This is a genomic window from Micromonospora sp. NPDC053740, from assembly GCF_040677775.1.
In the GTDB taxonomy this organism is placed as follows: Bacteria; Actinomycetota; Actinomycetes; order Mycobacteriales; family Micromonosporaceae; genus Micromonospora; species Micromonospora alfalfae.
In genome coordinates this window covers 386,654-409,854 of the sequence record NZ_JBFASO010000006.1, presented here as the reverse complement: position 1 = coordinate 409,854, position 23,201 = coordinate 386,654, and the positions used below count along the sequence as shown (strand labels likewise).

Genomic DNA, 23,201 nt, shown 5'->3' with positions numbered 1-23,201 from the left:
TGGCGCGGTGGTGTCGTGGGTCCGCGCGCGGCGCGGACAGAAGATCTAGAGGCCCCGGGTGGGAGCGGCCGGCGACGTGCCAGCCACCTCGATGAGGTACGGGTTGCTGGCGCGCTCGCGGCCGATGGTGGTGCTGGGGCCGTGGCCGGGCAGCACGACGGTGTCGTCGGCCAGCGGAAGAATCTTGTCGCGCAGGCTGGTGAGCATGGCCGGCATGCTCCCGCCCGGCAGGTCGGTGCGGCCGATCGACCCGGCGAAGAGGACGTCACCGGAGAGGCACAGCTCGTCAGCCTCCCAGTTCGACCCGGCGCCCGGCAGCCGGAACAGCACCGACCCGCCGGTATGGCCAGGGGCATGGTCGACGGCGATCTCCAGGCCGGCGAGCGTGAGGGTGGCGCCGTCGGTCAACTCCGCCACGTCCTCCGGCTCGGTGTAGCTCAGCCGGCCGCCGAAGAGCGACGTCAAGTCGGTCGAGAGGCCCTTGGACGGGTCGGCCAGCATCTCCCGGTCACCGGGGTGCACGTACGCGGTGATGCCGCGCGCACCGCAGACCGGCGCGACCGAGAAGGTGTGGTCGAGGTGGCCGTGGGTGAGCAGCACGGCGGCCGGATGCAGGCGGTGCTCGGCGAGCAGCGCGTCGAGCTGGTCGAGCACCCCGATGCCGGGGTCGACCACCACGCACTGCTCCCCCGGCGCGGTGGCAACCACGTAGCAGTTGGTGCCGAAGGCGTCCGCGGGAAAGCCGGCCACGAGCACGGGCACTGTCCTCTCCGTCGAGCAGCTGTCGTCCTGCCCAGCAGCCTATCGGGCGGGCCGAGCGAGTTTGCCGCGTCCGTCCCACGGGCCTCGTGGGGCACAGTGACAACCTCCGATAAGCGCTGCTCGGGACGGGGTGGACCTCGTACACCACATTCCCAGTCACTAGCCGTACACTCTGGCGGGCGTGTGGCGCGGCACACGTCACGCCCGGACGGGCCGGGGCTACCGGCCGCCGGCGACGACCAGGTAGAGGAAAGGGGAGCACTGGTGGCTTCCAGCAGGGACCGGCAGCGCAAACTGGCGCGGGCCAAGCTCGACCGGCAGTTGGCTCGCCGGGCCGCCTCGACGAGGCGCCGACGGCAGATCCAGGCCGGAGTTGGCGCCGCTCTGATCCTTGTGCTGGTAGTGGCCGGCTCAGCCTGGGCGCTCGGGGCGTTCGACTCCGACCCGAAGCAGAACACGGCCGCTGAGGACACCTGCCTCTGGACGCCGCAGGACGCGACGGCAAACACCAACCTCAAGGACGTCGGCACGCCGGCCACCAAGGATCTGCCCACCGACGGCACCCGGGCGATGACAGTGACCACGAACCAGGGCGCGCCGATCACCGCGGAACTGAACCTGACCAACTCCCCGTGCGCGGCGGCGAGCATCGCCCACCTGGCGAGCCGGTCGTTCTACGACAACACCAAGTGCCACGAGATCACCGCCGAGGGCGCGCTGCGCTGCGGCGACCCCAGCGGCACGGGTCTTGGTGGGCCGACCTACTCGTTCTACGACGAAGAGTTGCCGACCGTCCCGTCGGCGTCGCCGTCGGCCAGTCCGGCCCCCGGCCAGCCGCCGACGTACCCGAAGGGCACGGTGACGATGGTCTCCAACCCGCCGGGCAGCAACGGCAGCCAGTTCCTGATTTTCTTCAAGGACTTCACCACCGCCGACCCCAAGTACCCGGTCATCGGCCGGGTGACCGGCGGGCTGGACGTGGTGGAGAAGATCGGCGCCCTCCCGACCGTGGACAATGGGACCGGGGCGAAGGTCAAGCCCAGCACCGATGTGACGATCCAGAGCCTCACGGTCGGTGAGCCGGTCACCGGTGCGGCACCGGCTCCCTCGGCCTCCGGCACCCCGGCCAGCAGCCCGAGCGCCGGCTGACCGGGCGCCACCACCCACCCAAGCGGCACCCAGCAGCAACCAGCCAGGAGGATCCAGGCGTGACGTCCACCAGAGAGCGGCAGCGCGCGGCGGCACGCGCCCGGCTCGAGAAGGAGATGGCCGAGCGCGCGGCCAAGGCCCGCAAGCGCCGGCAGACGACGGCGATCGTCAGCGCGGCTGCCGCGCTGGTGCTCGTGGTCGCCGGCACCGTCTGGCTGGCGGTGAGCCTCGGCGGCGACGACGACAACAAGAGCGACACCGCCGCGCCGGCGGCGGGCGCGGCCGAGTGCGCGTACACCGCGCTGCCCACCGAGCAGCGCCCCCCGCAGATCAAGGACGTGGGGGTGCCCAGCAACGAGCAGTCCGCCAAGGGCGTCCAGACCATGACGATCGACACCAACCTCGGCCCGATCACGGCCAAGGTCGACCGGTCGCTGGTGCCGTGCACGGCGGGCAGCTTCACCTACCTCGCGGAGAAGAACTTCTTCGACAACACCAAGTGCCACCGCCTCGTGAGCGAGGGCATCAAGGTGTTGCAGTGCGGTGACCCCAGCGCCACCGGCAACGGCTGGCGGGACACCGACGGCCAGGGCGGCCCGAGCTACCGGATGGCCGAGGAGAACCTGCCCACCGACAAGCGCCCGCCGTACCCGGAGGGTGTCATCGCGATGGCCAAGGCCCAGGATCCGGGGAGCACCGGCAGCCAGTTCTTCATCGTCTACGGCGACTCGCCGCTGGACCCGGCGTACACGGTGGTGGGCACCATCACCGGCGGCATGGACCTCGTCAAGGACGTGGCCAAGGCCGGCGACGACGGGGCGTTCGCCCAGCAGGCCGGGGGCGGTCACCCGAAGAAGGAGGTCATCATCAAGGACCTCACGATGAGCAACCCGCAGGGCTGACCCCCGCGCGCACGACGAAGCGCCCGCCGGCTGAGCCGGCGGGCGCTGTCATTTCCGCTGTACGCGTCGAGCCCCGAGACCGATCCGGTGGGCGTCAGGCGCCGGAGGTGACCCGGTAGGCGTCGAAGACGCCGTCGACCTTGCGCACCGTGGCCAGCAGGTGGCCCAGGTGCTTCGGGTCGGCCATCTCGAAGCTGAACCGGCTCACCGCCACCCGGTCACGGGTGGTGGTGACGGTGGCGGAGAGGATGTTGACCCGTTCGTCGGAGAGCACCCGGGTGACGTCGGCCAGCAGCTTGTGCCGGTCCAGAGCCTCGACCTGGATGGCGACCAGGAACGTCGACGCGGAGGTGAGCTTCCAGCTCACCTCGACGACCCGCTCGCTCTGCGCGCGCAGGTCCTCGGCGTTGGCGCAGTCGTCGCGGTGCACGCTCACCCCGCCGGAGCGGGTGACGAAGCCGAACACCGAGTCCGGTGGGACCGGTGTGCAGCAGCGGGCCAGCTTGATCCAGACGTCGCTGACGCCCCGGACCACCACGCCCGGGTCGGCGCTGCTCTGCCGGCTGCGCGGCGGCCGGGTGGCGACGGCGGTCTCGGCGATGTCCTCCGCCGCGCCCTCCTCGCCGCCGTACGCGGCCATCAGCTTCTGCACCACCGACTGCGCGGAGACCTGGCTGTCGCCGACCGCTGCGTAGAGCGAGGCCACGTCGGCCAGGTGCAGGTCGCGGGCGATCGACATGAGCGCGTCGGAGGTGAGCATCCGCTGCAACGGCATGCCCTGCTTGCGCATCGCCTTGACGATCGCGTCCTTGCCGGCCTCGATCGCCTCCTCACGCCGCTCCTTGTTGAAGTACTGCCGGATCTTCGTCCGGGCGCGCGGGCTCTTGACGAAGCCCAGCCAGTCCTGCGTCGGGCCGGCCGTCTCGGACTTCGACGTGAAGATCTCGATCACGTCGCCGTTGGACAGCGTCGACTCCAGCGGCACCAGCTTGCCGTTGACCCGCGCCCCGATGCACTTGTGCCCCACCTCGGTGTGCACCGCGTACGCGAAGTCCACAGGTGTCGACCCGGTCGGCAGCGGGATGACGTCACCCTTCGGGGTGAAGACGTACACCTCCTGGCTGGACAGGTCGAAGCGCAGCGCGTCCAGGAACTCGCTCGGGTCGGCCGCCTCACGCTGCCAGTCGAGCAGCTGCCGCAGCCAGGTCATCTCGTCGATGTGCGCGGGCGGGCCGACGATCTGGGTGCCCTTGTGCTCCTTGTACTTCCAGTGCGCGGCGATGCCGAACTCCGCGGTGCGGTGCATCGCGTACGTGCGGATCTGCATCTCCACCGGCTTGCCGGTGGGCCCGATGACAGTCGTGTGCAACGACTGGTACATGTTGAACTTGGGCATCGCGATGTAGTCCTTGAACCGGCCCGGCACCGGCTGCCAGTTGGCGTGGATGACACCCAGCGCCGCGTAGCAGTCCCGAACGGTGTCGACCAGGATCCGCACACCGACCAGGTCGTAGATGTCGTTGAAGTCGCGACCCCGCACGATCATCTTCTGGTAGATCGAGTAGAGGTGCTTCGGCCGACCGGTGGTCTCCGCCTTGATCTTGGCGGCCTTCAGGTCGATCTGCACCTTCTGCGTCACCTGCCGCAGCAGCGCCTCGCGCTGCGGCTGGTGCTCCCCGATCAGCCGGTTGATCTCCTCATAGCGCTTCGGGAAGAGCGTGCCGAAGGACAGGTCCTCCAGCTCCCACTTGATCGTGTTCATACCGAGCCGGTGCGCCAGCGGCGCCAGGATCTCCAGCGTCTCCTTGGCCTTCTGCTCCTGCTTGGGGCGGGGCAGGAAGGTCAGGGTGCGCATGTTGTGCAGCCGGTCGGCCAGCTTGATCACCAACACCCGCGGGTCCTTCGCCATGGCCACGACCATCTTGCGGATCGTCTCGGCCTTGGCCGCGTCGCCCAGCTTGACCTTGTCGAGCTTCGTGACGCCGTCGACCAGCAGGGCGACCTCGCCACCGAAGTCGGCCCGCATCTGGTCGAGGGTGTACTCGGTGTCCTCGATGGTGTCGTGCAGCAGCGCGGCGACCAACGTGGTGGTGTCCATCCCCAGGTTGCCGAGGATGGTCGCCACGGCCAGGGGGTGGGTGATGTAGGGGTCGCCGGACTTGCGGTACTGCCCGGAGTGCCACCGCGCGGCAGTGTCGAAGGCGCGCTGGAGCAGCCGGGCGTCCGCCTTGGGGTGGTTGTCCCGGTGGCTCGCGATCAGCGGCTCCAGCACCTCGCTGACCTGCGAGGTCTGCCAGGGCGCGTTGAACCGGGCAAGCCGGGCCCGGACCCGCCGACCGGTGGGCGCGTTGGACAGCCCGAAGCCACCGCTGGGCGACGGATCGATGCCCGCGTCGGTCGGGAACGGCACCACGACGCCATCGGCGCCGGGGGACGCCTCAGCGCTCGGCGGGCCGCTGGTCGGACGCACCGCGCTCTCACCGGCAGCCCGACCGGAGCCGTTGCCGGTGCCCGTCACCCGGGCCGGCGCGTCGCCTGTCCGGTCGGTCACCGAGCCGTCAGCGTCGCCTGTCGGGTGCACCGTGCCCTCCGCCGGAGGGACGACATCGTGGGACACCGGCCTCCTCACCGCTCGCCGGAAACACGCCGGCCGAAGATCGGCCGACCTGGTCTCGCCCGCCGGACGGCATACCGCCGGCGTCAGCAAAGGGCAATGCTACCCGCACGGACGGTCCCCTGCCGCTCCGCCGGACGGTCGGCGCCGGGTCCATCCGACGGGTCCGGGATCAAACGGTCAGCAGAGTATCGACCGGTTCAAACAGTCAACAGGGCGTGGACGGGACGCGGCGCCAGTCGCTCGCGCCCGCCCAGGAAGCCGAGCTCCAGCAGCACAGTGAAGCCACTGACGGTGCCGCCGGCCCGCTCGACCAGGTCCAGCGTCGCCTCGGCGGTGCCACCGGTGGCCAGCACGTCGTCGACCACCAGCACCCGGTGCCCGGCGGTGAAGGCGTCCTCGTGCACCTCAAGGGTGGCCTCGCCGTACTCCAACTCGTAGGAGACCGAGTGCGCCGGGCGGGGCAGCTTGCCGGCCTTGCGCACCGGCACCACGCCCACCCCCGTCGCGTACGCGATGGCCGCCGCCACGACGAACCCGCGCGCCTCGATGCCGACCACCACGTCGAAGGCGTCCCGCCCGTGGTACGCGACGATCCCGTCGATCACCTCACGGAAGACCTTGCCGTCGGCGAACAGTGGCATCAGGTCCTTGAACATGACGCCGGGCTTGGGGAAGTCGGGCACGTCCAGCACCCGACTGGCGACCAGTCGGGCGACCTCCGGGCCACTGTCCCCGCGCGCTGCGGTGCTGTGGGTCTCCGTCACGGCTGTTTCGCTCTCCTTCGACGACGAACGGCGTCCGGCAACAGCATGCCGGACGCCGTTCGGGTGTTTCCTGTCGGGTCAGCGCCGCTTGGCGCCACCCGGCCGGTTGCCGCCGCCACCCGGGCGACCGCCCCGGGCACCGGTGGGCCGCTTGCCCGCCGGCCGAGCGCCCACCTTGGGGGCGGCACCGGCCAGCGCGGCGGCGTCCTGATCGACGGGCTCGTCGGTCGCGTCGGCCTGGGCCACCGGGCTCGCGGCAGCACCCTTACCGGCGACCTCGCCGCGGCCGACCGCACCCCGCCGGGTCAGGACGCGCTTGTTGTGCGCCTGGATCCGCGGGTCGTAGTTCTTCAACAGCGCCAGCAGCGGGGTGGCCACCAGGATGGAGGTCAGGAACGCCACCGCCATACCGACGAACAGCACCAGACCGAGGTCCTTCAGCGTGCCGGCACCGAGCAGGCCGGCACCGATGAAGAGCAGACCACCGACCGGCAGCAGGGCGACCACCGAGGTGTTCAACGACCGCATCAGGCTCTGGTTGATGGCCAGGTTGGACGCCTCGCTGTACGTCTGGTTGTTGTTGGCGGTGATGCCCCGGGTGTTCTCCTGGACCTTGTCGAAGACCACCACCACGTCGTAGAGCGCGAAGCCCAGGATGGTGAGGAAGCCGATGATCGTCGACGGGGTGACCTCGAAGCCGACCAGCGAGTAGATGCCGGCGGTGAGGATCAGGTTGGTGATCAGCGAGGCGACTGCGGCCACCGCCATCCGCCACTCGAAGCGCAGGATCAGGTAGACCATCACCAGTGCGATGAAGATGACCAGACCGAGTACGGCCCGCTCGGTCACCTGGCTGCCCCAGGCCTCACTGACCTGGTTGTCGCTGATCTGGTCGGCGCTGATGCCGAGGTCCTCGGCGATCTGGGCCTTGACCGCGGTGGCCTGCTCGGCGGTGAGCTGCGGCGTGCGGAGCTCGTAGGAGTCGCCGCCCGGACCGCCGACCTTCTGCGTGGTGGCCACCATGACGCCGGTGTTCTCGGCGGCGAGGGCCGAATTGACCTCCCGCTCGGCGTCGTCGAGGGTGCCGACGCTGGCCGGCACCTGGAACGAGTTACCGCCGGCGAACTCGATGCCCAGGCTGAACCCACGGATCGAGAAGCTGAGGATCGCGATCAGGACCAGGACACCGGCGACGCCGAACCAGAGCTTGCGCCGACCGACGATGTTGAGACCGGCCTCGCCGTTGTAGAGGCGGCTCGCCAGACCGTTTTGAGCCATCTCAGGCCTCCTTGGCGCGCGGGTTGCGGGGCTGAGTCGGCTGGTTGCGGGCCGGCAGTGCTCGGCCCAGACCGCTGACCCGCGGGGACAGGAACGCCCGGGTCCGAGCGAACATCGTCATGATCGGGTGCCGGAAGAGGAAGACCACCACCAGGTCCAGCACAGTGGCCAGGCCGAGCGCGAACGCGAAGCCCTTGACCGTGCCGACCGAGACCACGTAGAGCACCACAGCGGAGAGCAGCGTGATCGCGTTGGCCGAGATGATCGTCCGACGGGCTCGGATCCAGGCGCGGGGCACCGCGCTGCGCGGGCTTCGCCCCTCCCGGATCTCGTCTTTCAGACGTTCGAAGTAGATGACGAACGAGTCCGCCGCCACACCGAGCGAGACGATCATGCCGGCGATGCCGGCGAGGGTGAGCGTGAAGCCGATCTGCCGGCCGAGCACCACCAGCGCGCCGAAGACAAGCAGCGCGGAGAGGATGAGGCTCAGGAAGATCACCGAGCCGAGCAGCCGGTAGTAGAAGAACGCGTAGATGATGACCAGCAGCATGCCGATGCCGGCCGCGAGCAGACCGGCGCGCAGGTGGCTGGCACCCAGCGTGGCGGTGACGTTCTGCGCCTCCTGCTGCTCGAAGGTCACCGGCAGCGCGCCGTAGCGGAGCTGGCCGGCGAGGGTGCTGGCGTCCTTCTGGGTGAAGGTGCCGGTGATCTGGGAGTTGCCGGTCAGCACGCCCTGGATCTCCGGGGAGGAGACGATCTTGTTGTCCAGCACGACTGCCACCCGGCACTTGCCGTCCTGACCCAACGCGGTCGCGTCGCAGGCCTGGCCCTCGTTGTTGAACGCCTCACGCGTCAGCGAGGTCCACTTGCCCTGGCCGTCGCCGGTGAAGTCCAGGCTGACCACCCAGGCGTTGGTCTGGTCGAGCACCGCGTCGGCGTCGGACACGTCGGTGCCCAGCACCTTGGCCTGGTCGAGCAGGTACTTCGACGCGCCGTCCTCGCAGGAGACCACCTGCTGCTTCGCGTCGGAGATCGACGCCGGGGGGCGCTGGTCGAGCTGCGCGCAGCCGATCGTCGGCACGTTGAACTGCATCTGCGCCGGCAGCACCGCGACCTCCTGCGGAGACAGCGTGCCGAACGGCTTGAGCTTCTCGGCCAGCGACGGGTCGGCGCTCAGGTCGGCCGGAGCCTGCAACCCGTTGGCGGCCTGCCAGGCGGCGGCGCCGACCTTCTGCTCGACGGCCTTGCGCTGCTCCTCGACGCTGGCCGGCACCGGCTCGGCGCTGGCGCTGGGCGCGGCGGCGCTCGGCGAGGCGGTGGCGGACGCGGAGGGGGTCGGCGTGGTGCTGGGCGACGCCGGGGCCATTCCGCCCTGACCGCCGCTGGGCGACGAGGTCACCTTCGGCGAGGCGCTGCCCGCCGGGGTCGGCGTCGCGGCGCCGGACGGGGTCGCGCTGCCGGTCGGGGCGGCGCTACCGGACGGGGCCGGCGTGGCGGCGGGCGGCGCCTCGGCCACCCCGCTGCCGGAGGCGGCCTTGAGCACCTTGCGGAAGCGCAGCTCAGCCGCTTCACCCACGTCGTCGAGGTTCCGGTTCTCACCGGGCAGGGAGATGACGATGTTGCGGTTGCCCTCGGTGACCACCTCGGCCTCGGCCACGCCGAACGCGTTGACCCGGCTCTCGATGATCTCGCGGGCCTCCTCGAGGTTCTCCGCCGTCGGGGGCTTGCCGTCGACGCTGTTGGTCGCCTCCAGTGTCACCCGCGTGCCGCCGATGAGGTCCAGGCCGAGCTTGGGCTCGAGCCGGTCCTTCCAGCTGCCGCTGGCGCCGGCGAAGAACACCAAAAGATAGAGGACCACGAAGATGAAACCGAGCACGGCGAGCTGCCGCCCGGGGCGCATCTGTCCCTGAGGTGGTGCCACGGCTGTCCTGTCTCCCTGTACGGTCGCGCCGCTGTCGCAGCGGCGGCGGTGTCGGGCCGGGGGTTCCGCCCGACGGGTCTGCCTTGAGCCGACGAGGTGCCGACACGAGGACCGGGCACCCCGGCGCGGAACGCCGACGGTCACGGGAACGTGCCGACGCCCGGCGTCGACCCAACTATCCAGTTTTCACGTCTCGTCCGCTGCCCCGTTCGGGCGCGACGACCCGGAATGCGGCCCACCGGCCGTACGCCGGACTCGCCGCTCCCGGGGGGAGGGGTCACTCCTTGACGGTGTCCGCGTCCTCGGTGACCGGCTCGCTCGGCAGCTCCGCGCGGGTGACCACCCGCGCGATGGCCGGGCGGGCGTAGCGGGTCTGCACGCCCGGGGCGACCTCGATCAGGACGGTGTCGTCCTCGATGCCGGTGACAGTGCCGTAGAGCCCACCGATGGTCACGACCTCGTCGCCGGGGCCGAGGTTGGACTGCATCGCCTCCGCCTCTTTGCGGCGCTTCTGCTGGGGTCGGATCATCATGAAGTACATGACGCCAAAGAGCAGGGCGATCATCAGGATCGGCGTGATGCCGCCGGCCCCACCACCCGCTGCTGCCAATTGCACGGTTACTGACCTTCCCATTGGCCACCTCCCCGGCACCGTGGGTGCCGGAGCGGAGGCGGAATCTCACGTCCTGTACAGACCGCGGCGAAGTCTAAACCCTGCACCTGGGAACGCCGAATGCGGCACAGATCACGTTCACATCACGGCTGATCGACATCCAAGGAGAACAAGTCGGGCACAGGCGGGCTATCTACACCAAATGTACCATTCGGCGGTGTGCGCCCCAGATGCCGCCAGGCGGCCTCGGTCGCCACCCGACCCCTCGGCGTACGGGCCAACAGCCCAGCCCGCACCAGGAACGGCTCGCAGACCTCCTCGACCGTGTCCGGCTGCTCCCCCACCGCCACGGCGAGGGTGGACAACCCGACCGGGCCGCCCCGGAACGAGTCGACCAACGCGGTCAACACCGCGCGGTCCAACCGGTCCAGACCGAGCGCGTCCACGTCGTACACGATCAGGGCCGCGCGGGCGGTGTCGAGATCGACCACCCCGTTCGCCCGAACCTCGGCGTAGTCGCGGACCCGCCGCAGCAGCCGGTTCGCGATCCGCGGGGTGCCCCGGGACCGACCGGCGATCTCGGTAGCCCCCTCCGGAGTGATCGGCACCCCCAGGATCCGCGCCGAACGGTGCAGCAGCGTCTCCAGATCAGCCGGGGCGTAGAAGTCGAGGTGCGCCACGAAGCCGAACCGGTCCCGCATCGGCCCGGTCAACAGGCCCGAGCGGGTCGTCGCGCCAACCAGTGTGAACGGCTCGACGTCCAACGGGATCGCCGTCGCCCCCGGCCCCTTGCCCACCACCACGTCGACCCGGAAGTCCTCCATCGCGCTGTACAGCAGCTCCTCGGCCGGCCGCGCGATCCGATGGATCTCGTCGATGAAGAGCACGTCGCCCTCGGCGAGGCTGGTCAGGATCGCCGCCAGATCACCGGAACGCTCGATAGCCGGGCCGCTGGTCACCCGGATGCCCGCGCCCAGCTCGGCGGCGACGATGTTGGCCAGACTCGTCTTACCCAACCCGGGTGGGCCGGAGAGCAGGATGTGATCCGGCGGCGACCCCCGCCGCATGGCCCCCTGCAACAACAGGTCGAGCTGGTCGCGTACCCGGTCCTGGGCGATGAACTCGGCCAGCCGCCTCGGCCGTACCGTGGCCTCCGCGTCCCGATCGGCGTCGCTGACGTACGCCGAGACAAGCCCCTCGGTCTCGCTCATCGTGCGGCCCGCGCGGTCATCGGGTGCGGCCCAGCAGTCGGATGGCCTGCTTGAGCAGGACCGGCACCGGCGGGGTCTCACCCTCGATCGACTCCGCCACCGCGGCCACCGCCTGGTCGGCCTGTCCGGCCGTCCAGCCCAACCCCACCAGCGCCTGCCGGACCTGGTCGGGCCAGCTGCCGCGGGTCACCCCGGCCACCCCGTCGGCGCCGATCGGCACCGGGCCGATCCGGTCACGCAGCTCCAGCACCAGTCGTTCCGCGCCCTTCTTGCCAATCCCGGGTACCCGGGTCAGGGCGGCCGTGTCGGCGTTGGCGATCGCCTTGCGAACCGCATCCGGGGTGTGCACCGCCAGCACCGCCTGGGCCAGCCGCGGGCCGACCCCACTGGCGGTCTGGAGCAGCTCGAACAGGGACTTGGCGTCGTCGTCGGCGAAGCCGTAGAGGGTCAGCGAGTCTTCCCGCACGATCAAGCTGGTGGCGAGCCGGGCCACCTGGCCGACCCGCAGCTCCGCGAGGGTCCCCGGGGCGCAGTGCACGGCAAGCCCGACCCCGCCGACCTCGATCACTGCCTGGTCCGGACCCGTCGCGGTCACCGTGCCGCGCACGCTGGCGATCATCGCGCTCCTCCTCGTCGTGCCCGGTCCGCCGCGGCGGCCAGCTTGGAGCGGGTTCCGCCACGCCACACATGGCAGATGGCCAGGGCCAGCGCATCGGCGGCGTCCGCCGGCTTCGGCGGCTCGGCCAGCCGCAACAGCCGGGTCACCATGGCGGTCATCTGCGCCTTGTCGGCCTGACCGGACCCGGTCACGGCGGCCTTCACCTCGCTCGGGGTGTACGTCTGCACCGGCAGCCCGGCCCGCGCCCCGGCCAGCACGGCGATGCCACTGGCCTGCGCGGTGCCCATCACGGTGCGAACGTTGTGCTGGCTGAACACCCGCTCGACGGCGACGCTCTCCGGTTGGTGCTCGGCGACCAGCTTGTTCAGCGACCGGTCCAGGTGCAACAGACGCAGCGCCAGGTCGTCGGCCGGGTCGGTGTAGACCACGTAGTAGGCGACCAGGGTGCAGGGCCGGCCGGGCACACCCTCGACCACGCCCACCCCACACCGGGTCAACCCCGGGTCCACACCGAGCACGCGCACGCCGCCCCCTCCCCAGCCGTCAGCAGTACGTGTGTTCGACACCCTAACCGGCGCCCCTCCCACCAGTCCCACGGGACACGCCCTCCGCACCCCGCCCCTCGCGCCCCGCCTCGCCCTTCCCCCTCGCGCCCCGGCTCGCCCCTCGCCGCCCCTCGCGGCTCCCTGCGCCCCTGCGGCCTCACGCCCGTTGCCCCCGCGCCGCACACCCCGCGCCGCACACAAGCACACCCGCACCCCACGCCCCACACCCCACGCCCCACGCCCCACGCCCCGCGCCCCGCGCCAAGATCGCGCTGGAACCAGGATGTAGTGGCCACGAGACACCGGGAAGCCACTACAACCAGGATCTTGCGCGATCTTGCCGCGCAAGGCACGGCCCGGCGGGATGCGGGCGAGTGCGGGCGGGAGCCCGGGGGCGGGTGCCGGCGGCAGCCCGGCGGCCGGTGCGGGCGGCAGCCCGGGAGCGGGAGCGGGCGGCGGCGGGGCGGGCGGGAAGACGCCCGGTGGGGTGGGAGCGGGCGGCAGGGGGCGGGTGGGGCCACACAGCTTTGGTACGGAGTATGTGTCGCTGGCCCATGTGCCGGGGGGCACACAGCTCGTAACTTCTTGCGCCATGACGGCAGAACCCGTGGTGGTCCCCCACGTCGTACAGGTCGACCTTTCCGGTCGGACCGCCCTGGTGACCGGGGGCGGCGGCGGCATCGGGCGGGCGTGTGCCCTGCGGCTGGGCGCGGCCGGCGCCAAGGTGCTCGTGGTGGACCGCAACCTGGAGGCGGCCAAGGCGGTGGCCGCCGAGGCCGGTGGGCGGGCCGAGGGTGTGGACCTGTCCGACGCCGCGGCGGTGGATTCGCTCGACGTGGACGTGGACATCGTGGTGAACAACGCCGGGCTCCAGCACGTAGCACCGTTGCAGGACTTTCCCGTTGAGCGTTTCGAGTACATCCAGCGGGTGATGGTGGAGGCACCGTTCCTGCTGATCCGCCGGGCGCTGCCGCACATGTACGCCCGGGGCTGGGGGCGGATCGTCAACATCTCCTCGGTGCACGGGTTGCGTGCCTCGCCGTACAAGGCGGCGTATGTCTCGGCCAAGCATGCCCTGGAGGGGCTGTCGAAGGTGGTCGCGTTGGAGGGCGCCGCGCACGGTGTCACCGCCAACTGCATCAACCCGGCGTACGTGCGTACCGCGCTGGTGGAGAGCCAGATCGCCGACCAGGCGGCCAGTCACGGTATCGACGAGGCCGAGGTGATCGAGAAGATCATGCTGGCCCGGGCCGCGATCAAGCGGTTGATCGAGCCGGAGGAGGTGGCCGAGCTGCTGGCGTACCTCTGCTCGCCGCCGGCGGCGTTCATCACCGGGGCGTCGATAGCCCTCGACGGGGGCTGGACGGCCAACTAGTGGGGCTGAGCACAATGTCGACCATGTCTTCGCCGGTGGAGTTCCTTGAGTTGCTCGCCCGAGAGGCAGCGGCGGTCGAGTTCGAGGGACCGCTGGTGGCCGCGCGGGCCGCCGGGCTGCCACCGGACCGGCTGGCCGAGCTGGAGCAGGCCAAGTCGGTGGCGTTGCGGGTCCGCGCGCTGCTGGAGCGTCGCCGCCGCCGGGAGAGCGAGCTGTCCGGCCTGTACGACACCGTCAGCGACCTGGCCGGGCTGCGCGATCTGGACGACGTGTTGCGGGCGATCGTGCACCGGGCCCGTCATCTGCTCGGCGCTGACGTGGCGTACATGACCCTCAACGACGACGAACGTGGCGACACCTACATGCGGGTGACCGACGGGTCGGTGTCGGCCCGTTTCCAGCGGCTGCGCCTGCCGATGGGCGCTGGTCTCGGTGGCCTGGTGGCCCAGTCCGGTGCCCCGTACGTCACCGCCAACTACGGCGAGGACGCGCGCTTCCACCACACCGGCGAGATCGACGCCGGGGTGGGCGAGGAGGGTCTGGTGGCGATCCTGGGGGTGCCGCTGCGGCTCGGTTCGACCTCGATCGGGGTGCTCTACGCGGCCAACCGTTCGGCGCGACCGTTCGTCCGGGAGGAGGTGGCGTTGCTGGTGTCGCTGGCCGCGCACGCCGCTGTGGCGATCGACACCGCCCGGCTGCTGACCGAGACCCGTTCGGCGTTGGCCGAGTTGTCGGCGGCGAACACCACCATCCGGGCGCACAGCAGCTCGGTGGAGCGGGCTGCGGCGGCACACGACCGGATGACCGCGCTGGTGCTGCGCGGCGGCGGCGTGGAGGACGTGGCGGCTGCGGTGACCGAGGTGCTGGGCGGCGCGCTGCTGGCGCTGGACGCCGAGGGCCGCCTGCTGGCCCGGGTGGGTGAGATCGAGGAGCCGGACCGCGCGGACATCGTCGAGGCGGTGGCCGCGTCGCGGACCGAGGGGCGCAGCGTACGTCGGGGTCCCCTCTGGTACGCGGCGGTGGTGGCGGGCGCGGAGAACCTGGGCGCCCTGGTGCTCCGCCCGGACGACGAGTTGGTCGACGCCGACCAGCGCATCCTGGAGCGGGCGGCGTTGGTGACCGCGCTGCTGCTGCTGTTCCGCCGGACTGTCGCTGAGGCGGAGGGTCGGGTGCGTGGCGAGTTGCTGGACGACCTGATCGCCCGCCCGCTGCGTGACACCGACGCGCTGCGCAGTCGGGCCCGTCGGCTCGGGGTGGACCTGGACGCGCCGCATGTGCTGGTGGCGGTGGGCGACGACGCGATCGCCGCTACCGGCTCGGCTCGGCAGCGGGTGCTCTCCTGGGCCACCACGTACGCCTCTGCGCGCGGCGGGCTGGCCGCGGCGCGCGACGGCCGGGTGGTGCTGATGCTGCCGGGGTTGGACGCGGGCGGCAGCGCCCGCGCGGTGGCCCGGGACCTGTCCCGGGTGACCGGTCGACCGGTGACCGCCGGGGCGAGTGGCCCGTCTGACACGCCGGGGGCGCTGGCCGGGACGTTCCAGGAGGCGGACCGGTGCCTGACGGCGCTGGGTGCGTTGGGCCGCGCCGGGCAGGGCGCGAGCACTGTGGAGTTGGGCTTCGTCGGGTTGTTGCTGGGCACTGTCGGTGACCGGGGTGAGAAGGACGTGACCGAGTTTCTCGGCGCGACAGTCGGGCCGGTGCTCGACTACGACGCCCGGCGAGGCACGGCTCTGGTGAAGACGCTGGAGGCGTACTTCGGGGTGGGCGGCAGCCTGGCCCGGGCCGCCGAGCAACTGCATGTGCACGTCAACACTGTGACGCAGCGGTTGGAGCGGGTCGGGCAGTTGCTCGGCGTCGACTGGCAGCGGCCCGAGCGGGCGCTGGAGGTGCAGCTCGCGCTGCGCCTGCACCGACTGCGCACGCCGGCCGGCTGACCGGGGCCGGTCGGCGGCACGAACGCCGCCGACCGACACCGGCGGGTACGAACCCCGCCGACCGAGCCCCGCACACCGGCGGGCGCAGGAGCCGCTGACGGAGTGCCAGCCAGGCCCCAACGCCGCCGCCCGAGCGCTCGGCGTCAGCGGGCCCGGATGCCCTCCAGCACGGCGTCGACGACCCGTTCGGGCAGGGCCTGCTCGTCCAGGTCCGGGTTCCACTGGAGCACCCGCTGGATCAGCATCGGCCCGGTGAGCAGCGCCATCGTCACCTCGACGTCGATGTCGGCACGCAGCACCCCTTCGTCGATGCCGCGCCGCAGCACCTCGCGCATCAGCTGCCGCCGGGGCGAGATGATGTTCTGGTAGAGCTGGAACTGGTCGGCGCTGCGGTTCACGGCGGGCGCCAGGCAGGGCATGATCTTGGCCGCTCGCGGGTCGACGTTCTTGCCGATCGCACCGACCAGCAGCACCAGGTCGTCGCGGACGGAGTGGCCCGCCGGCTGGGCCAGGACGCCCTTGAGGCGGCGCAACGCGTCCAGCAGCAACGCGTCCTTGCCCGCCCAGCGGCGGTAGATGGTGGCCTTGCCGACCCCGGCGCGGGTGGCGATCGCCTCGATCGAGAGCGCCTCGATGGTGCTGCCCTCGGCGAGCAGGTCGAGGGTGGCCTCGATGATCGCCTCGTCGGCGCGGATGCTCCGCGGTCGACCGGGCGACCGCGGAGCATCAGCAGTGGACGTCATGTCCGTCATTCTCCCCGAACCTATGCCGTACCGGCCAGCTCAGGCTCGGCGACCGGCGCCGCCGGGGCGACGCTGGTCTCCTCCTTGCCCGGCATCCAGCGCAGCACCACGATGATCCCGAGTGCGGCGATCACCGCGGAGAGCCCGGCCGCCCAGTGCATGGCGGTGACGAAGGCGTCGTTGGCCGCCGAGATCAGCCCTGGCGCCGCCGGGCCGAGCTGACCCGCCGCCGCGTACGCACCGGAGATCGACTCGTTGGCCGCGTCCTGGGCCTGCGTGGGCAGACCGGTCAGCGCGTCACCGATGTCGCTGCGGTAGACAGCGGAGAGCACCGAGCCGAGGACTGCCACGCCGAGCGCGCCGGCCACCTGGCGGATGGTGTTGCTGACCGCGGAGCCCACTCCGGCCTTCTCCCGGGGCAGCGCCGACATGATCGACTCGGTGGCCGGAGGCATGATGTTGGCCATCCCGGCGCCCTGGATGAGGAAGACGAGCAGCACGATCCAGATCGGGGTGGAGGCGCCGATGAAGACGAACGCGCCGAGTGACACCACTGTCAGCGCCAACCCGACGGTGGCGACGGCCTTACCGCCGTAGCGACGGACCATCGCGGCGCTGCGCGGCGCGAAGACCAGTTGGGCGCCGGCGAAGGGCAGGAAGAGCAGACCGGTCTGCAACGGGCTGTAGTCGCGCACGAGTTGCAGGTAGAACGAGCCGAAGAACATCGAGCCCATCGCGGCGAAGAAGACCAGGCCGACGATGGCGACCGGCGCGGCGAACCGGGGCACCTTGAACAGTCGGACGTCCAGCGACGGGTGGTCGCTGCGCCGCTCGTGCTGGACGAACCAGGCCAGCACCGCGATGCCGACCAGGATCGAGCCCCAGGCCAGCGGGCGGCCGAAGCCGTGCTCGCCGCCGTCGATGATGCCGTACGAGAGGGCGACCAGGCCGACCACGGAGAGCAGCACGCCGAGCACGTCGATCCGGCCGGGCCGTGGGTCACGCGACTCGGGGACCAGCAGCGCCACCAGAACCACCCCGGCGACGACAACCGGCACGTTGATCAGGAAGACCGAGCCCCACCAGAAGTGCTCCAGCAGCGCGCCGCCGAGGATCGGGCCGATCGCCACGGCGAGACCGACAGCGCCGGCCCAGACTCCGATGGCCCGACCACGCTCGCGCGGGTCGAAGACGTTGGAGATGATCGACAAGGTAACCGGCATGATGGCCGCGCCGCCGACCCCCATCAGGGCGCGGGCCGCGATGAGCTGTCCGGGGCTCTGGGCGTACGCGGAGAGGAGCGACGCCAGGCCGAACAGCACCAGACCGATCATCAGGAAGCGCTTGCGGCCGGCGCGGTCACCGAGCACCCCGAAGGTGAACAGCAGCCCGGCGAAGACGAGCGTGTAGGAGTTGATGGACCACTCCAGCTCGCCCTGGCTGGCACCGAGGCCGTGCACCGGGTCGGCCAGGGTGCGCAGGGCGACGTTGAGAATCGTGTTGTCGAGGACGACCACGAGGAGGCTGATCACCAGCACCCCCAGGATCGCCCACCGCCTCGGGTGTCCGGTGTTGTTGTGCAGCTCCATGCCTGGCTTTCCCCCCATGCTGATCACCCGCGACGAAATACGATACGGGTCAGACTCGTAACGCGGGTCAGCCTACGACGCGTATTAACGATACGGCACCGATCCGTATCGTATGTGGTGGGCATCACGCCCGGACGTGACCGCCAGGCAGGCGTCGACGGCCTCCGTCAACGTGCCGAGACGGACCGCCGGACCGCCGAGCGGCTCGATCCAGCCCGGCCCCGCGCCGTACACGCGAAGGAGCGGAAAGTCCCGGGCGAAGCGCACCAGGCGGTACGCGCGGCCGGTGAGCGGCGTCTGCGACCAGAGCACGACGGTGCGCGGGCAGGCCCGGTGCACCGCGCCGGTGAGCGCGGACCAGGGCAGCGCGGGGCCGAGGTTCAGACAGCCACGGCCCTGCTCGCGCAGCGCGGCGGCGAGCGCCAGCAGACCCAGGCTGTGCGCCTCCTTCTCCGCGCCGGCAAGCAGCACCCCGCCGGTGGGCAGTGAACGGCCCGGCTCCCGGCGGTACGCGTCCAACCCGACCCGGACGCCCTCGAAGAGGGAATGCTCGATGACGATCTCGGCGGCCGTGCGCCCGGACAGCCGGGCCAGCAGCGGACGGCAGACCTGCTCCCAGAGCGCCGGCACGCCCCACGCCTCGACCAGGTCCAGCACCAGCGTCGCCACGCCGTTGGCGTCCAGGTCCTCGGCCGCCAGCGAAACCTGCTTGTGCGCGATCTCCACGGCCTCCGCCGGCATCGGATCGGTCAGCACCAGACGTACCCCCGGGGTAGACGTTCTCTCCCCGGGGGTTCGCTCGGAGGCCGCGTGGCGGATGCACCGTCGGGCGAATTTTCAGCGGCGGCGGGCCGCCAGCGGTGGGCCAGCGCGGGACGCCGCACCGGAGGCCGCGCCGGAACAGCACCACGACGAGGACGAAGATGCCACCGGTCACCGGGCCGATCGTCGCGTGGACGAGACCTACGGCGGGCCGCCAGAGTCGAACCGTGTCGATGGGATCGATCGTCGACCCGCTGTTGACGTGCGTGAACTCCACTCCCCCGCGCCGTCGACTTGACCGGACCCCCTAGGTTGATGATCCGCACAGCCCATCGGAAGGTCCCCACCCCATGCCCGTCGGCTTCACCATGGCGATCGTCTTCGCCGTCGCCCTCGCGGTCAGCGCCGTCGTCGCACTCGTCGCCCCCGCACGGTCGTTCAAGCGGATGGCCGCCCTCGCGGCGCTCGGCTTCCTCGCCCTCACGCTTCTGGTCGGCATCGCCTCCAGCGCCCACTCGGTGCCCATCCGCTCGGTCGGCATCGTCACCAGCTTCGGCAAGCCCACCGGCGAGGTGACCGGATCGGGCCTGAAGTGGGTGGCGCCCTGGCAGAAGGTCGGCGAGTGGGACGCGGGCCGCCAGAAGTACGACCACATCGGCGGCGACAACTGCGTACGAGTGCGCACCGGCACCCTCGCCGACGCCTGCGTCGAGGTGCTCGTCGAATGGCAGGTCAAGCCGGAGAACGCGCCTAAGCAGTTCATGGACTACAAGGGCGACTTCGGCAGCTTCCGGGGTCAGCGGGTCGGTGTGCAGCTCGACAGCGCGGTCAACGACGCCTTCGCCGCGTACAACCCGCTGGAGAAGATCGACGCCAAGACCGGCGACCTCAACGTCGACCTGAAGCCGTTCGCCGCGAACATCAAGACCAGCGCGGAGACCCGCCTCACCACCGACGTGGACATCCTCTCGGTGACCATCACCCGGGTGAACCACGACGACAAGACCGAGGGCAACATCAAGGCGTTCCAGGACAAGCTGGCGCAGACCCGCAACCTGGAGCAGGACCGCAAGAACGCCGAGATCTCCAAGCAGATCACCGAGACCAACGCGACAGTCGACAAGGTGACCCGATGCCTGGAGATCGCGGAGAAGAACGGCGCGAACCCGGGACTCTGCATCAACCCGGGCATCGTCACCGGCAAGTGACGACGAGCCGGCCCACCCGCCACGGGTGGGCCGGCTCGCGCGTCACGGACTGCCTGACCGGTGTGCGCCGACATCGGTGCGGCCGGGGCGGCACCGCCGAGCAGCGCACCGACCGCCACCGCGCGGCGGGTCGATCGCGCCGACTAGGCGAAGCTGAACAGCGGCGGGAACACGAGGACCACGGTCCAGGCCCACGCGGCGTACACCGGCAGGTAGCCGGTCTGCCACCGCTCCAGCGCCGCGAACGGCGTGCGCCGACGGATGAAGGACAGCAGCAGCCACGCCGACCAGGCGAGGTTGACCAGCAGGATCACGTTCTCGCCGAGCGCCGCCGCCCGGTTCGGCGTACCGCCGTACTCGTCGGTGATGCGCCCGGTGATTTCCAGCAGCACCAGCACGTCGATGGCCAACGCACTGACCACGAGCGCGAGTTGGAGTTTGTCGAACGGGCCGGGCGGGGCCAGCGGGTCACGGGCCGAGAGTGAGTAGAGCAGCAGCCCCAGCACCACGACCAGCAGGAGGTCGAAGAGGAGCAGCGCCTCCCGCTCGACGTCGATGCCGTGGCTGGTCCAGACGACAGCGACCAGGAAGGCGAGCAGGGCGGCAGTGAAGAGCGGGGTGAACAGCCTGGTGAGGACCGGCGCGATGTTCTCGACGACACTCTGCTTGGCCTCGACGAGCCACCCGGCCACCACTACCGCGGCCGCGGCGCCACCGGGCAGCAGCCACTGTGAGATGAACGCCTCCGGGACGATCCCGATGGCAGCGAAGGTGTTGAACAGGAACGCGGCGAGCACACCGCCGCCGAGGGCCATCAGCACCAGGTAGATGAACCACTCGCCGGTGAACCGGATGAAGTCCATGCGTCGACGGGAGGAGCGCCAGTCGTCGGCGACATAGGCCAGGCCGACCACCAGCCATAGGGCGATGGGCAGGTGGATGCTGGTGACGACCACTGACTGCGAGTCGTCCGCCAGGGGGTAGGCGTTGGCGGCCACGGCGCCGAGGACGAAGAGCGCCGCCAGTGCCGCGATGACCGTCCGTCGGGCTCCCCGACGCCAGGCCAGGTACGCCGCCAGCCAGGGCAGCGCGAACAGTGTGAAGTTGCGCGCGTAGAACGAGCCGTTGTCGGCGAAGCTCAGCCCGAACAACGCCGGCACCTTCACGGACACCACGGCACCCGCCGCACAGCCGAGCATGACCCACAGGTCCCGGCGGGAGCGAGCGCTGCCGACCGGGTTGCCGGAGTCGCCGGTCAGCACCAACTGCTTCCACAGCCGTTCGGAATGTTCCCGGGCGAACTCGCGGGAGAGGTCGTCGAGGCTGCCCATCCGTTTCACGGCGACCAGGAACGCCTCGTCCGGGCTCAGGCCGGCGGCGACGAGTTCGTCGACGGAACCACGAAGGTGGTCTTCCAACTCGTCGGCGTCCACAGGTTGCATCTCCCGGCGACGCAGCACGTACTGACGCCACTGCTCGAACTGCGCTTCCAATCCCTGCGGCCCCTCGTGCGCCGTCATGCGAGGCCCTCCAACGGGCGCACCGTCTGCGGCGCGCGGTCGTGCCAGATCTCCTTGAGCGCGCCCACCACTGTGTCCCACTGCCGGCGCTGCTCGGCCAGCTCGGCCAGGCCCCGTTCGGTGATGCGGTAGTACTTGCGCTTCCGCTCACCGGCGACCGCCTGCCAGCTCGACTCCAGGTGACCGAGGCGCTCGAGCCGGTGCAGCAGCGGGTACAGCAGCCCTTCGGTCCAGTCCAGCTCACCCCCGGACAGCTCGTTGATCCGCCTGAGGATGGCGTAGCCGTAGCTCTCGCCCTCGGCCAGGATGCCGAGCACCATCGGCGTCGCCGAGGCGGCGACCAGATCCTTGGCGACCTTCACGGAACCTCCCGCCCCTAAACCTAGAAGTACGATGCATAGTACTGCTAGGTATTGGTCCCGGCGCAACGGCCGGGAGCGAGACGCCGGCCGAATCGCCGTCACGGGCAACTGTGGTGCCGCGATCGGGCAATTCCGGGTTAGCCTTGGCGCATATGGCTACCTTTCGCAGCGCCTCAGTGCTCCTTTCCTCAGACGGCACCAGGACCCCCGGCACCGCCGCGCTCTTCGCCGAGCCGGCCCGTAGGGGCGGGATTCCGCCCTGGGCAGGCGACTTCCGCCCCGCCAACAGCGCCGGCAACGGCCCCAAGAACGCAGTCGGCAAGACCTTCACCCTGGAGCTGCCCGACGGCAGCACCGGCAAGGTCGTCGTCCAGGGCCTCAAGAGCGGCAAGGGCGGCGTCGTGCTGGCGCTGATGGGCGAGGACGCCCCACCCTTCTGACCAGTCGCCCGCTCTCGTCGCCCGGGTGCCCAGGGTTGACCCTTTCCGGGTCGACCCAGGGCACCTGGCCAACCACGCCAGTCGCGCCCGACAAATCGCTGGGATGTCGATGGTCGTGTCGCGACAATGGCCGTTGTGCCGGAGGTCGAAGTCGTCGTCGCCCACCAGGAACGGGCGACAGTACGCGTCGGCGACGTGTTCCTGAAGATCGACACTGATCCGGGGCGCACCGACGTCGAGGTCGAGGCGATGGCGCTGGCGCCGGTCCCGACCCCCGAGGTTCTCTGGCGCAAGCCGCCAGTGCTCGCGCTCGCCGCCCTGCCCGGAACGGCGCTTGGCCGCCTCGGCGAGCCGTCGACCGCGTCGCCGGCGGCGTGGGCCGCGGCGGGTGCCGCCGCTCGGACGCTGCACGACGCGCCGCTACCGCCATGGCCCGGGCGAACCTGTTACGAGTTGACATCGCAACTCGACGCCGAATGCGAGTGGCTCGTCGCCAACGGCGTCCTCCCCACCGACCTGGTCACGCGCAACCGCCAGGTCGCCGAGGCGGCGCTCCGGCCGTGGACCCCGGTATTCACGCACGGCGACCTACAGATCACCCACGTGTTCGTCGACGGTGACCAGCTCACCGGCGTACTCGACTGGTCCGAGGCGTGCCGGGGCGACGCCCTCTTCGACCTCGCCACCTTGACGCTCGGCCACGAGGAGCACCTCGGCGACCTCCTCGCCGGTTACCGCACCGACGTCGACCTCGACGTGATCCGCGCGTGGTGGTCGCTGCGAAGCCTGCTGGCGATCCGCTGGCTCGTCGAGCATGGCTTCGACCCGTGGGCACCAGGCTGCGAGGTCGACGTGCTGAGATCGTCGACGCGCTGAGTTCCCGACTG

At 70.9% G+C, this 23,201-nt stretch carries 21 protein-coding genes; 7 read left to right on the top strand and 14 right to left on the bottom strand.

Going from position 1 to position 23,201, the window contains the following annotated elements; translation table 11 throughout:
- Positions 1–45: 45 nt before the first annotated feature.
- Positions 46–756, bottom strand: a complete 711-nt coding sequence (locus tag AB0K35_RS19020) for an MBL fold metallo-hydrolase (protein WP_238669226.1) — start codon at positions 754–756, stop codon at positions 46–48.
- Positions 757–1,026: 270 nt separating this feature from the next.
- Between AB0K35_RS19020 and AB0K35_RS19015 the strand changes: the two genes are divergently transcribed.
- Positions 1,027–1,911, top strand: coding sequence for a peptidylprolyl isomerase (locus AB0K35_RS19015; RefSeq protein ID WP_238669212.1), 885 nt, complete (start codon positions 1,027–1,029; stop codon positions 1,909–1,911).
- A 59-nt stretch (positions 1,912–1,970) separates the two neighbouring features.
- Complete coding sequence (locus AB0K35_RS19010; protein ID WP_238669211.1) at positions 1,971–2,813, top strand: peptidylprolyl isomerase; 843 nt, start codon at positions 1,971–1,973, stop codon at positions 2,811–2,813.
- Between the two features lie 94 nt (positions 2,814–2,907).
- Here the strand turns inward: AB0K35_RS19010 and AB0K35_RS19005 are convergent, their stop codons facing one another.
- From AB0K35_RS19005 to ruvC, 8 genes are all read right to left on the bottom strand, one after another.
- Positions 2,908–5,430, bottom strand: coding sequence for a bifunctional (p)ppGpp synthetase/guanosine-3',5'-bis(diphosphate) 3'-pyrophosphohydrolase (locus AB0K35_RS19005; protein WP_238669210.1), 2,523 nt, complete (start codon positions 5,428–5,430; stop codon positions 2,908–2,910).
- A 197-nt stretch (positions 5,431–5,627) separates the two neighbouring features.
- Positions 5,628–6,194 (bottom strand): adenine phosphoribosyltransferase, encoded by a 567-nt coding sequence (locus AB0K35_RS19000; protein WP_238669209.1) that lies wholly within the window; start codon positions 6,192–6,194, stop codon positions 5,628–5,630.
- A 78-nt stretch (positions 6,195–6,272) separates the two neighbouring features.
- Positions 6,273–7,472 carry a protein translocase subunit SecF gene (gene secF, locus AB0K35_RS18995; RefSeq protein ID WP_238669208.1) on the bottom strand — a complete coding sequence of 400 codons (1,200 nt, stop codon included), beginning with the start codon at positions 7,470–7,472 and terminating at the stop codon, positions 6,273–6,275.
- Position 7,473: 1 nt separating this feature from the next.
- A complete protein-coding gene (secD, locus tag AB0K35_RS18990; RefSeq protein ID WP_363886555.1) occupies positions 7,474–9,393 on the bottom strand; it encodes a protein translocase subunit SecD in 1,920 nt (639 codons plus the stop codon).
- A 277-nt stretch (positions 9,394–9,670) separates the two neighbouring features.
- Positions 9,671–10,027 carry a preprotein translocase subunit YajC gene (gene yajC, locus AB0K35_RS18985; protein ID WP_238669206.1) on the bottom strand — a complete coding sequence of 119 codons (357 nt, stop codon included), beginning with the start codon at positions 10,025–10,027 and terminating at the stop codon, positions 9,671–9,673.
- A 122-nt stretch (positions 10,028–10,149) separates the two neighbouring features.
- Positions 10,150–11,217: a Holliday junction branch migration DNA helicase RuvB gene (gene ruvB, locus AB0K35_RS18980; RefSeq protein ID WP_238669205.1), complete on the bottom strand. Its 1,068-nt coding sequence runs from the start codon at positions 11,215–11,217 to the stop codon at positions 10,150–10,152.
- A 16-nt stretch (positions 11,218–11,233) separates the two neighbouring features.
- Positions 11,234–11,836 carry a Holliday junction branch migration protein RuvA gene (gene ruvA, locus AB0K35_RS18975; RefSeq protein WP_091401818.1) on the bottom strand — a complete coding sequence of 201 codons (603 nt, stop codon included), beginning with the start codon at positions 11,834–11,836 and terminating at the stop codon, positions 11,234–11,236.
- The gene (ruvC, locus tag AB0K35_RS18970; protein WP_112584546.1) at positions 11,833–12,360 is read right to left on the bottom strand and encodes a crossover junction endodeoxyribonuclease RuvC; all 528 of its coding nucleotides are present in this window, start codon (positions 12,358–12,360) and stop codon (positions 11,833–11,835) included. Before ruvC ends, ruvA begins: the two co-directional genes overlap by 4 nt.
- Positions 12,361–12,973: 613 nt before the next feature.
- Here ruvC and AB0K35_RS18965 point away from each other — a divergent pair.
- Both AB0K35_RS18965 and AB0K35_RS18960 read left to right on the top strand, forming a co-directional pair.
- Positions 12,974–13,756 carry a 3-hydroxybutyrate dehydrogenase gene (locus tag AB0K35_RS18965; protein WP_124817383.1) on the top strand — a complete coding sequence of 261 codons (783 nt, stop codon included), beginning with the start codon at positions 12,974–12,976 and terminating at the stop codon, positions 13,754–13,756.
- 14 nt (positions 13,757–13,770) lie between these two features.
- Entirely contained in the window at positions 13,771–15,690 is a 1,920-nt protein-coding gene (locus tag AB0K35_RS18960) for a helix-turn-helix domain-containing protein (protein WP_238669204.1), read from the top strand.
- A gap of 143 nt (positions 15,691–15,833) precedes the next feature.
- Here the strand turns inward: AB0K35_RS18960 and AB0K35_RS18955 are convergent, their stop codons facing one another.
- From AB0K35_RS18955 to AB0K35_RS18945, 3 genes are all read right to left on the bottom strand, one after another.
- Positions 15,834–16,442 carry a TetR/AcrR family transcriptional regulator gene (locus AB0K35_RS18955; protein WP_238669203.1) on the bottom strand — a complete coding sequence of 203 codons (609 nt, stop codon included), beginning with the start codon at positions 16,440–16,442 and terminating at the stop codon, positions 15,834–15,836.
- Positions 16,443–16,453: 11 nt separating this feature from the next.
- Positions 16,454–18,022, bottom strand: a complete 1,569-nt coding sequence (locus AB0K35_RS18950; RefSeq protein WP_357361408.1) for an MFS transporter — start codon at positions 18,020–18,022, stop codon at positions 16,454–16,456.
- Between the two features lie 84 nt (positions 18,023–18,106).
- Positions 18,107–18,778: a transcriptional regulator gene (locus AB0K35_RS18945; RefSeq protein WP_363886552.1), complete on the bottom strand. Its 672-nt coding sequence runs from the start codon at positions 18,776–18,778 to the stop codon at positions 18,107–18,109.
- 356 nt (positions 18,779–19,134) lie between these two features.
- On the opposite strand from AB0K35_RS18945, the gene AB0K35_RS18940 reads away from it, so the two are divergent.
- Complete coding sequence (locus AB0K35_RS18940; RefSeq protein WP_357361371.1) at positions 19,135–19,992, top strand: SPFH domain-containing protein; 858 nt, start codon at positions 19,135–19,137, stop codon at positions 19,990–19,992.
- A 143-nt stretch (positions 19,993–20,135) separates the two neighbouring features.
- On the opposite strand, the gene AB0K35_RS18935 is transcribed toward AB0K35_RS18940, so the two are convergent.
- Both AB0K35_RS18935 and AB0K35_RS18930 read right to left on the bottom strand, forming a co-directional pair.
- Positions 20,136–21,512, bottom strand: a complete 1,377-nt coding sequence (locus tag AB0K35_RS18935) for a permease prefix domain 1-containing protein (RefSeq protein WP_238670764.1) — start codon at positions 21,510–21,512, stop codon at positions 20,136–20,138.
- Positions 21,509–21,874, bottom strand: coding sequence for a helix-turn-helix transcriptional regulator (locus tag AB0K35_RS18930; RefSeq protein WP_363886550.1), 366 nt, complete (start codon positions 21,872–21,874; stop codon positions 21,509–21,511). The genes AB0K35_RS18935 and AB0K35_RS18930 overlap by 4 nt, the downstream gene beginning before the upstream one ends.
- 152 nt (positions 21,875–22,026) lie before the next feature.
- Between AB0K35_RS18930 and AB0K35_RS18925 the strand changes: the two genes are divergently transcribed.
- On the top strand, positions 22,027–22,314 hold the full coding sequence (locus tag AB0K35_RS18925) for a hypothetical protein (RefSeq protein WP_030488337.1): 288 nt from the start codon (positions 22,027–22,029) through the stop codon (positions 22,312–22,314).
- A 126-nt stretch (positions 22,315–22,440) separates the two neighbouring features.
- On the top strand, positions 22,441–23,190 hold the full coding sequence (locus AB0K35_RS18920; RefSeq protein ID WP_238670766.1) for a phosphotransferase: 750 nt from the start codon (positions 22,441–22,443) through the stop codon (positions 23,188–23,190).
- Positions 23,191–23,201 lie beyond the last annotated feature (11 nt).

What these genes read in the sequence shown, in the direction of transcription:
- secF (WP_238669208.1), bottom strand. Translation starts at nt 7,472, where the DNA reads ATGGCTCAAAACGGTCTGGCGAGCCGCCTCTACAACGGCGAGGCCGGT.
- yajC (WP_238669206.1), bottom strand. Translation starts at nt 10,027, where the DNA reads ATGGGAAGGTCAGTAACCGTGCAATTGGCAGCAGCGGGTGGTGGGGCC.
- ruvB (WP_238669205.1), bottom strand. Translation starts at nt 11,217, where the DNA reads ATGAGCGAGACCGAGGGGCTTGTCTCGGCGTACGTCAGCGACGCCGAT.
- ruvA (WP_091401818.1), bottom strand. Translation starts at nt 11,836, where the DNA reads ATGATCGCCAGCGTGCGCGGCACGGTGACCGCGACGGGTCCGGACCAG.
- AB0K35_RS18965 (WP_124817383.1), top strand. Translation starts at nt 12,974, where the DNA reads ATGACGGCAGAACCCGTGGTGGTCCCCCACGTCGTACAGGTCGACCTT.
- AB0K35_RS18960 (WP_238669204.1), top strand. Translation starts at nt 13,771, where the DNA reads ATGTCGACCATGTCTTCGCCGGTGGAGTTCCTTGAGTTGCTCGCCCGA.
- AB0K35_RS18955 (WP_238669203.1), bottom strand. Translation starts at nt 16,442, where the DNA reads ATGACGGACATGACGTCCACTGCTGATGCTCCGCGGTCGCCCGGTCGA.
- AB0K35_RS18950 (WP_357361408.1), bottom strand. Translation starts at nt 18,022, where the DNA reads ATGGAGCTGCACAACAACACCGGACACCCGAGGCGGTGGGCGATCCTG.
- AB0K35_RS18940 (WP_357361371.1), top strand. Translation starts at nt 19,135, where the DNA reads ATGCCCGTCGGCTTCACCATGGCGATCGTCTTCGCCGTCGCCCTCGCG.
- AB0K35_RS18935 (WP_238670764.1), bottom strand. Translation starts at nt 21,512, where the DNA reads ATGACGGCGCACGAGGGGCCGCAGGGATTGGAAGCGCAGTTCGAGCAG.
- AB0K35_RS18925 (WP_030488337.1), top strand. Translation starts at nt 22,027, where the DNA reads ATGGCTACCTTTCGCAGCGCCTCAGTGCTCCTTTCCTCAGACGGCACC.
- AB0K35_RS18920 (WP_238670766.1), top strand. Translation starts at nt 22,441, where the DNA reads ATGGCCGTTGTGCCGGAGGTCGAAGTCGTCGTCGCCCACCAGGAACGG.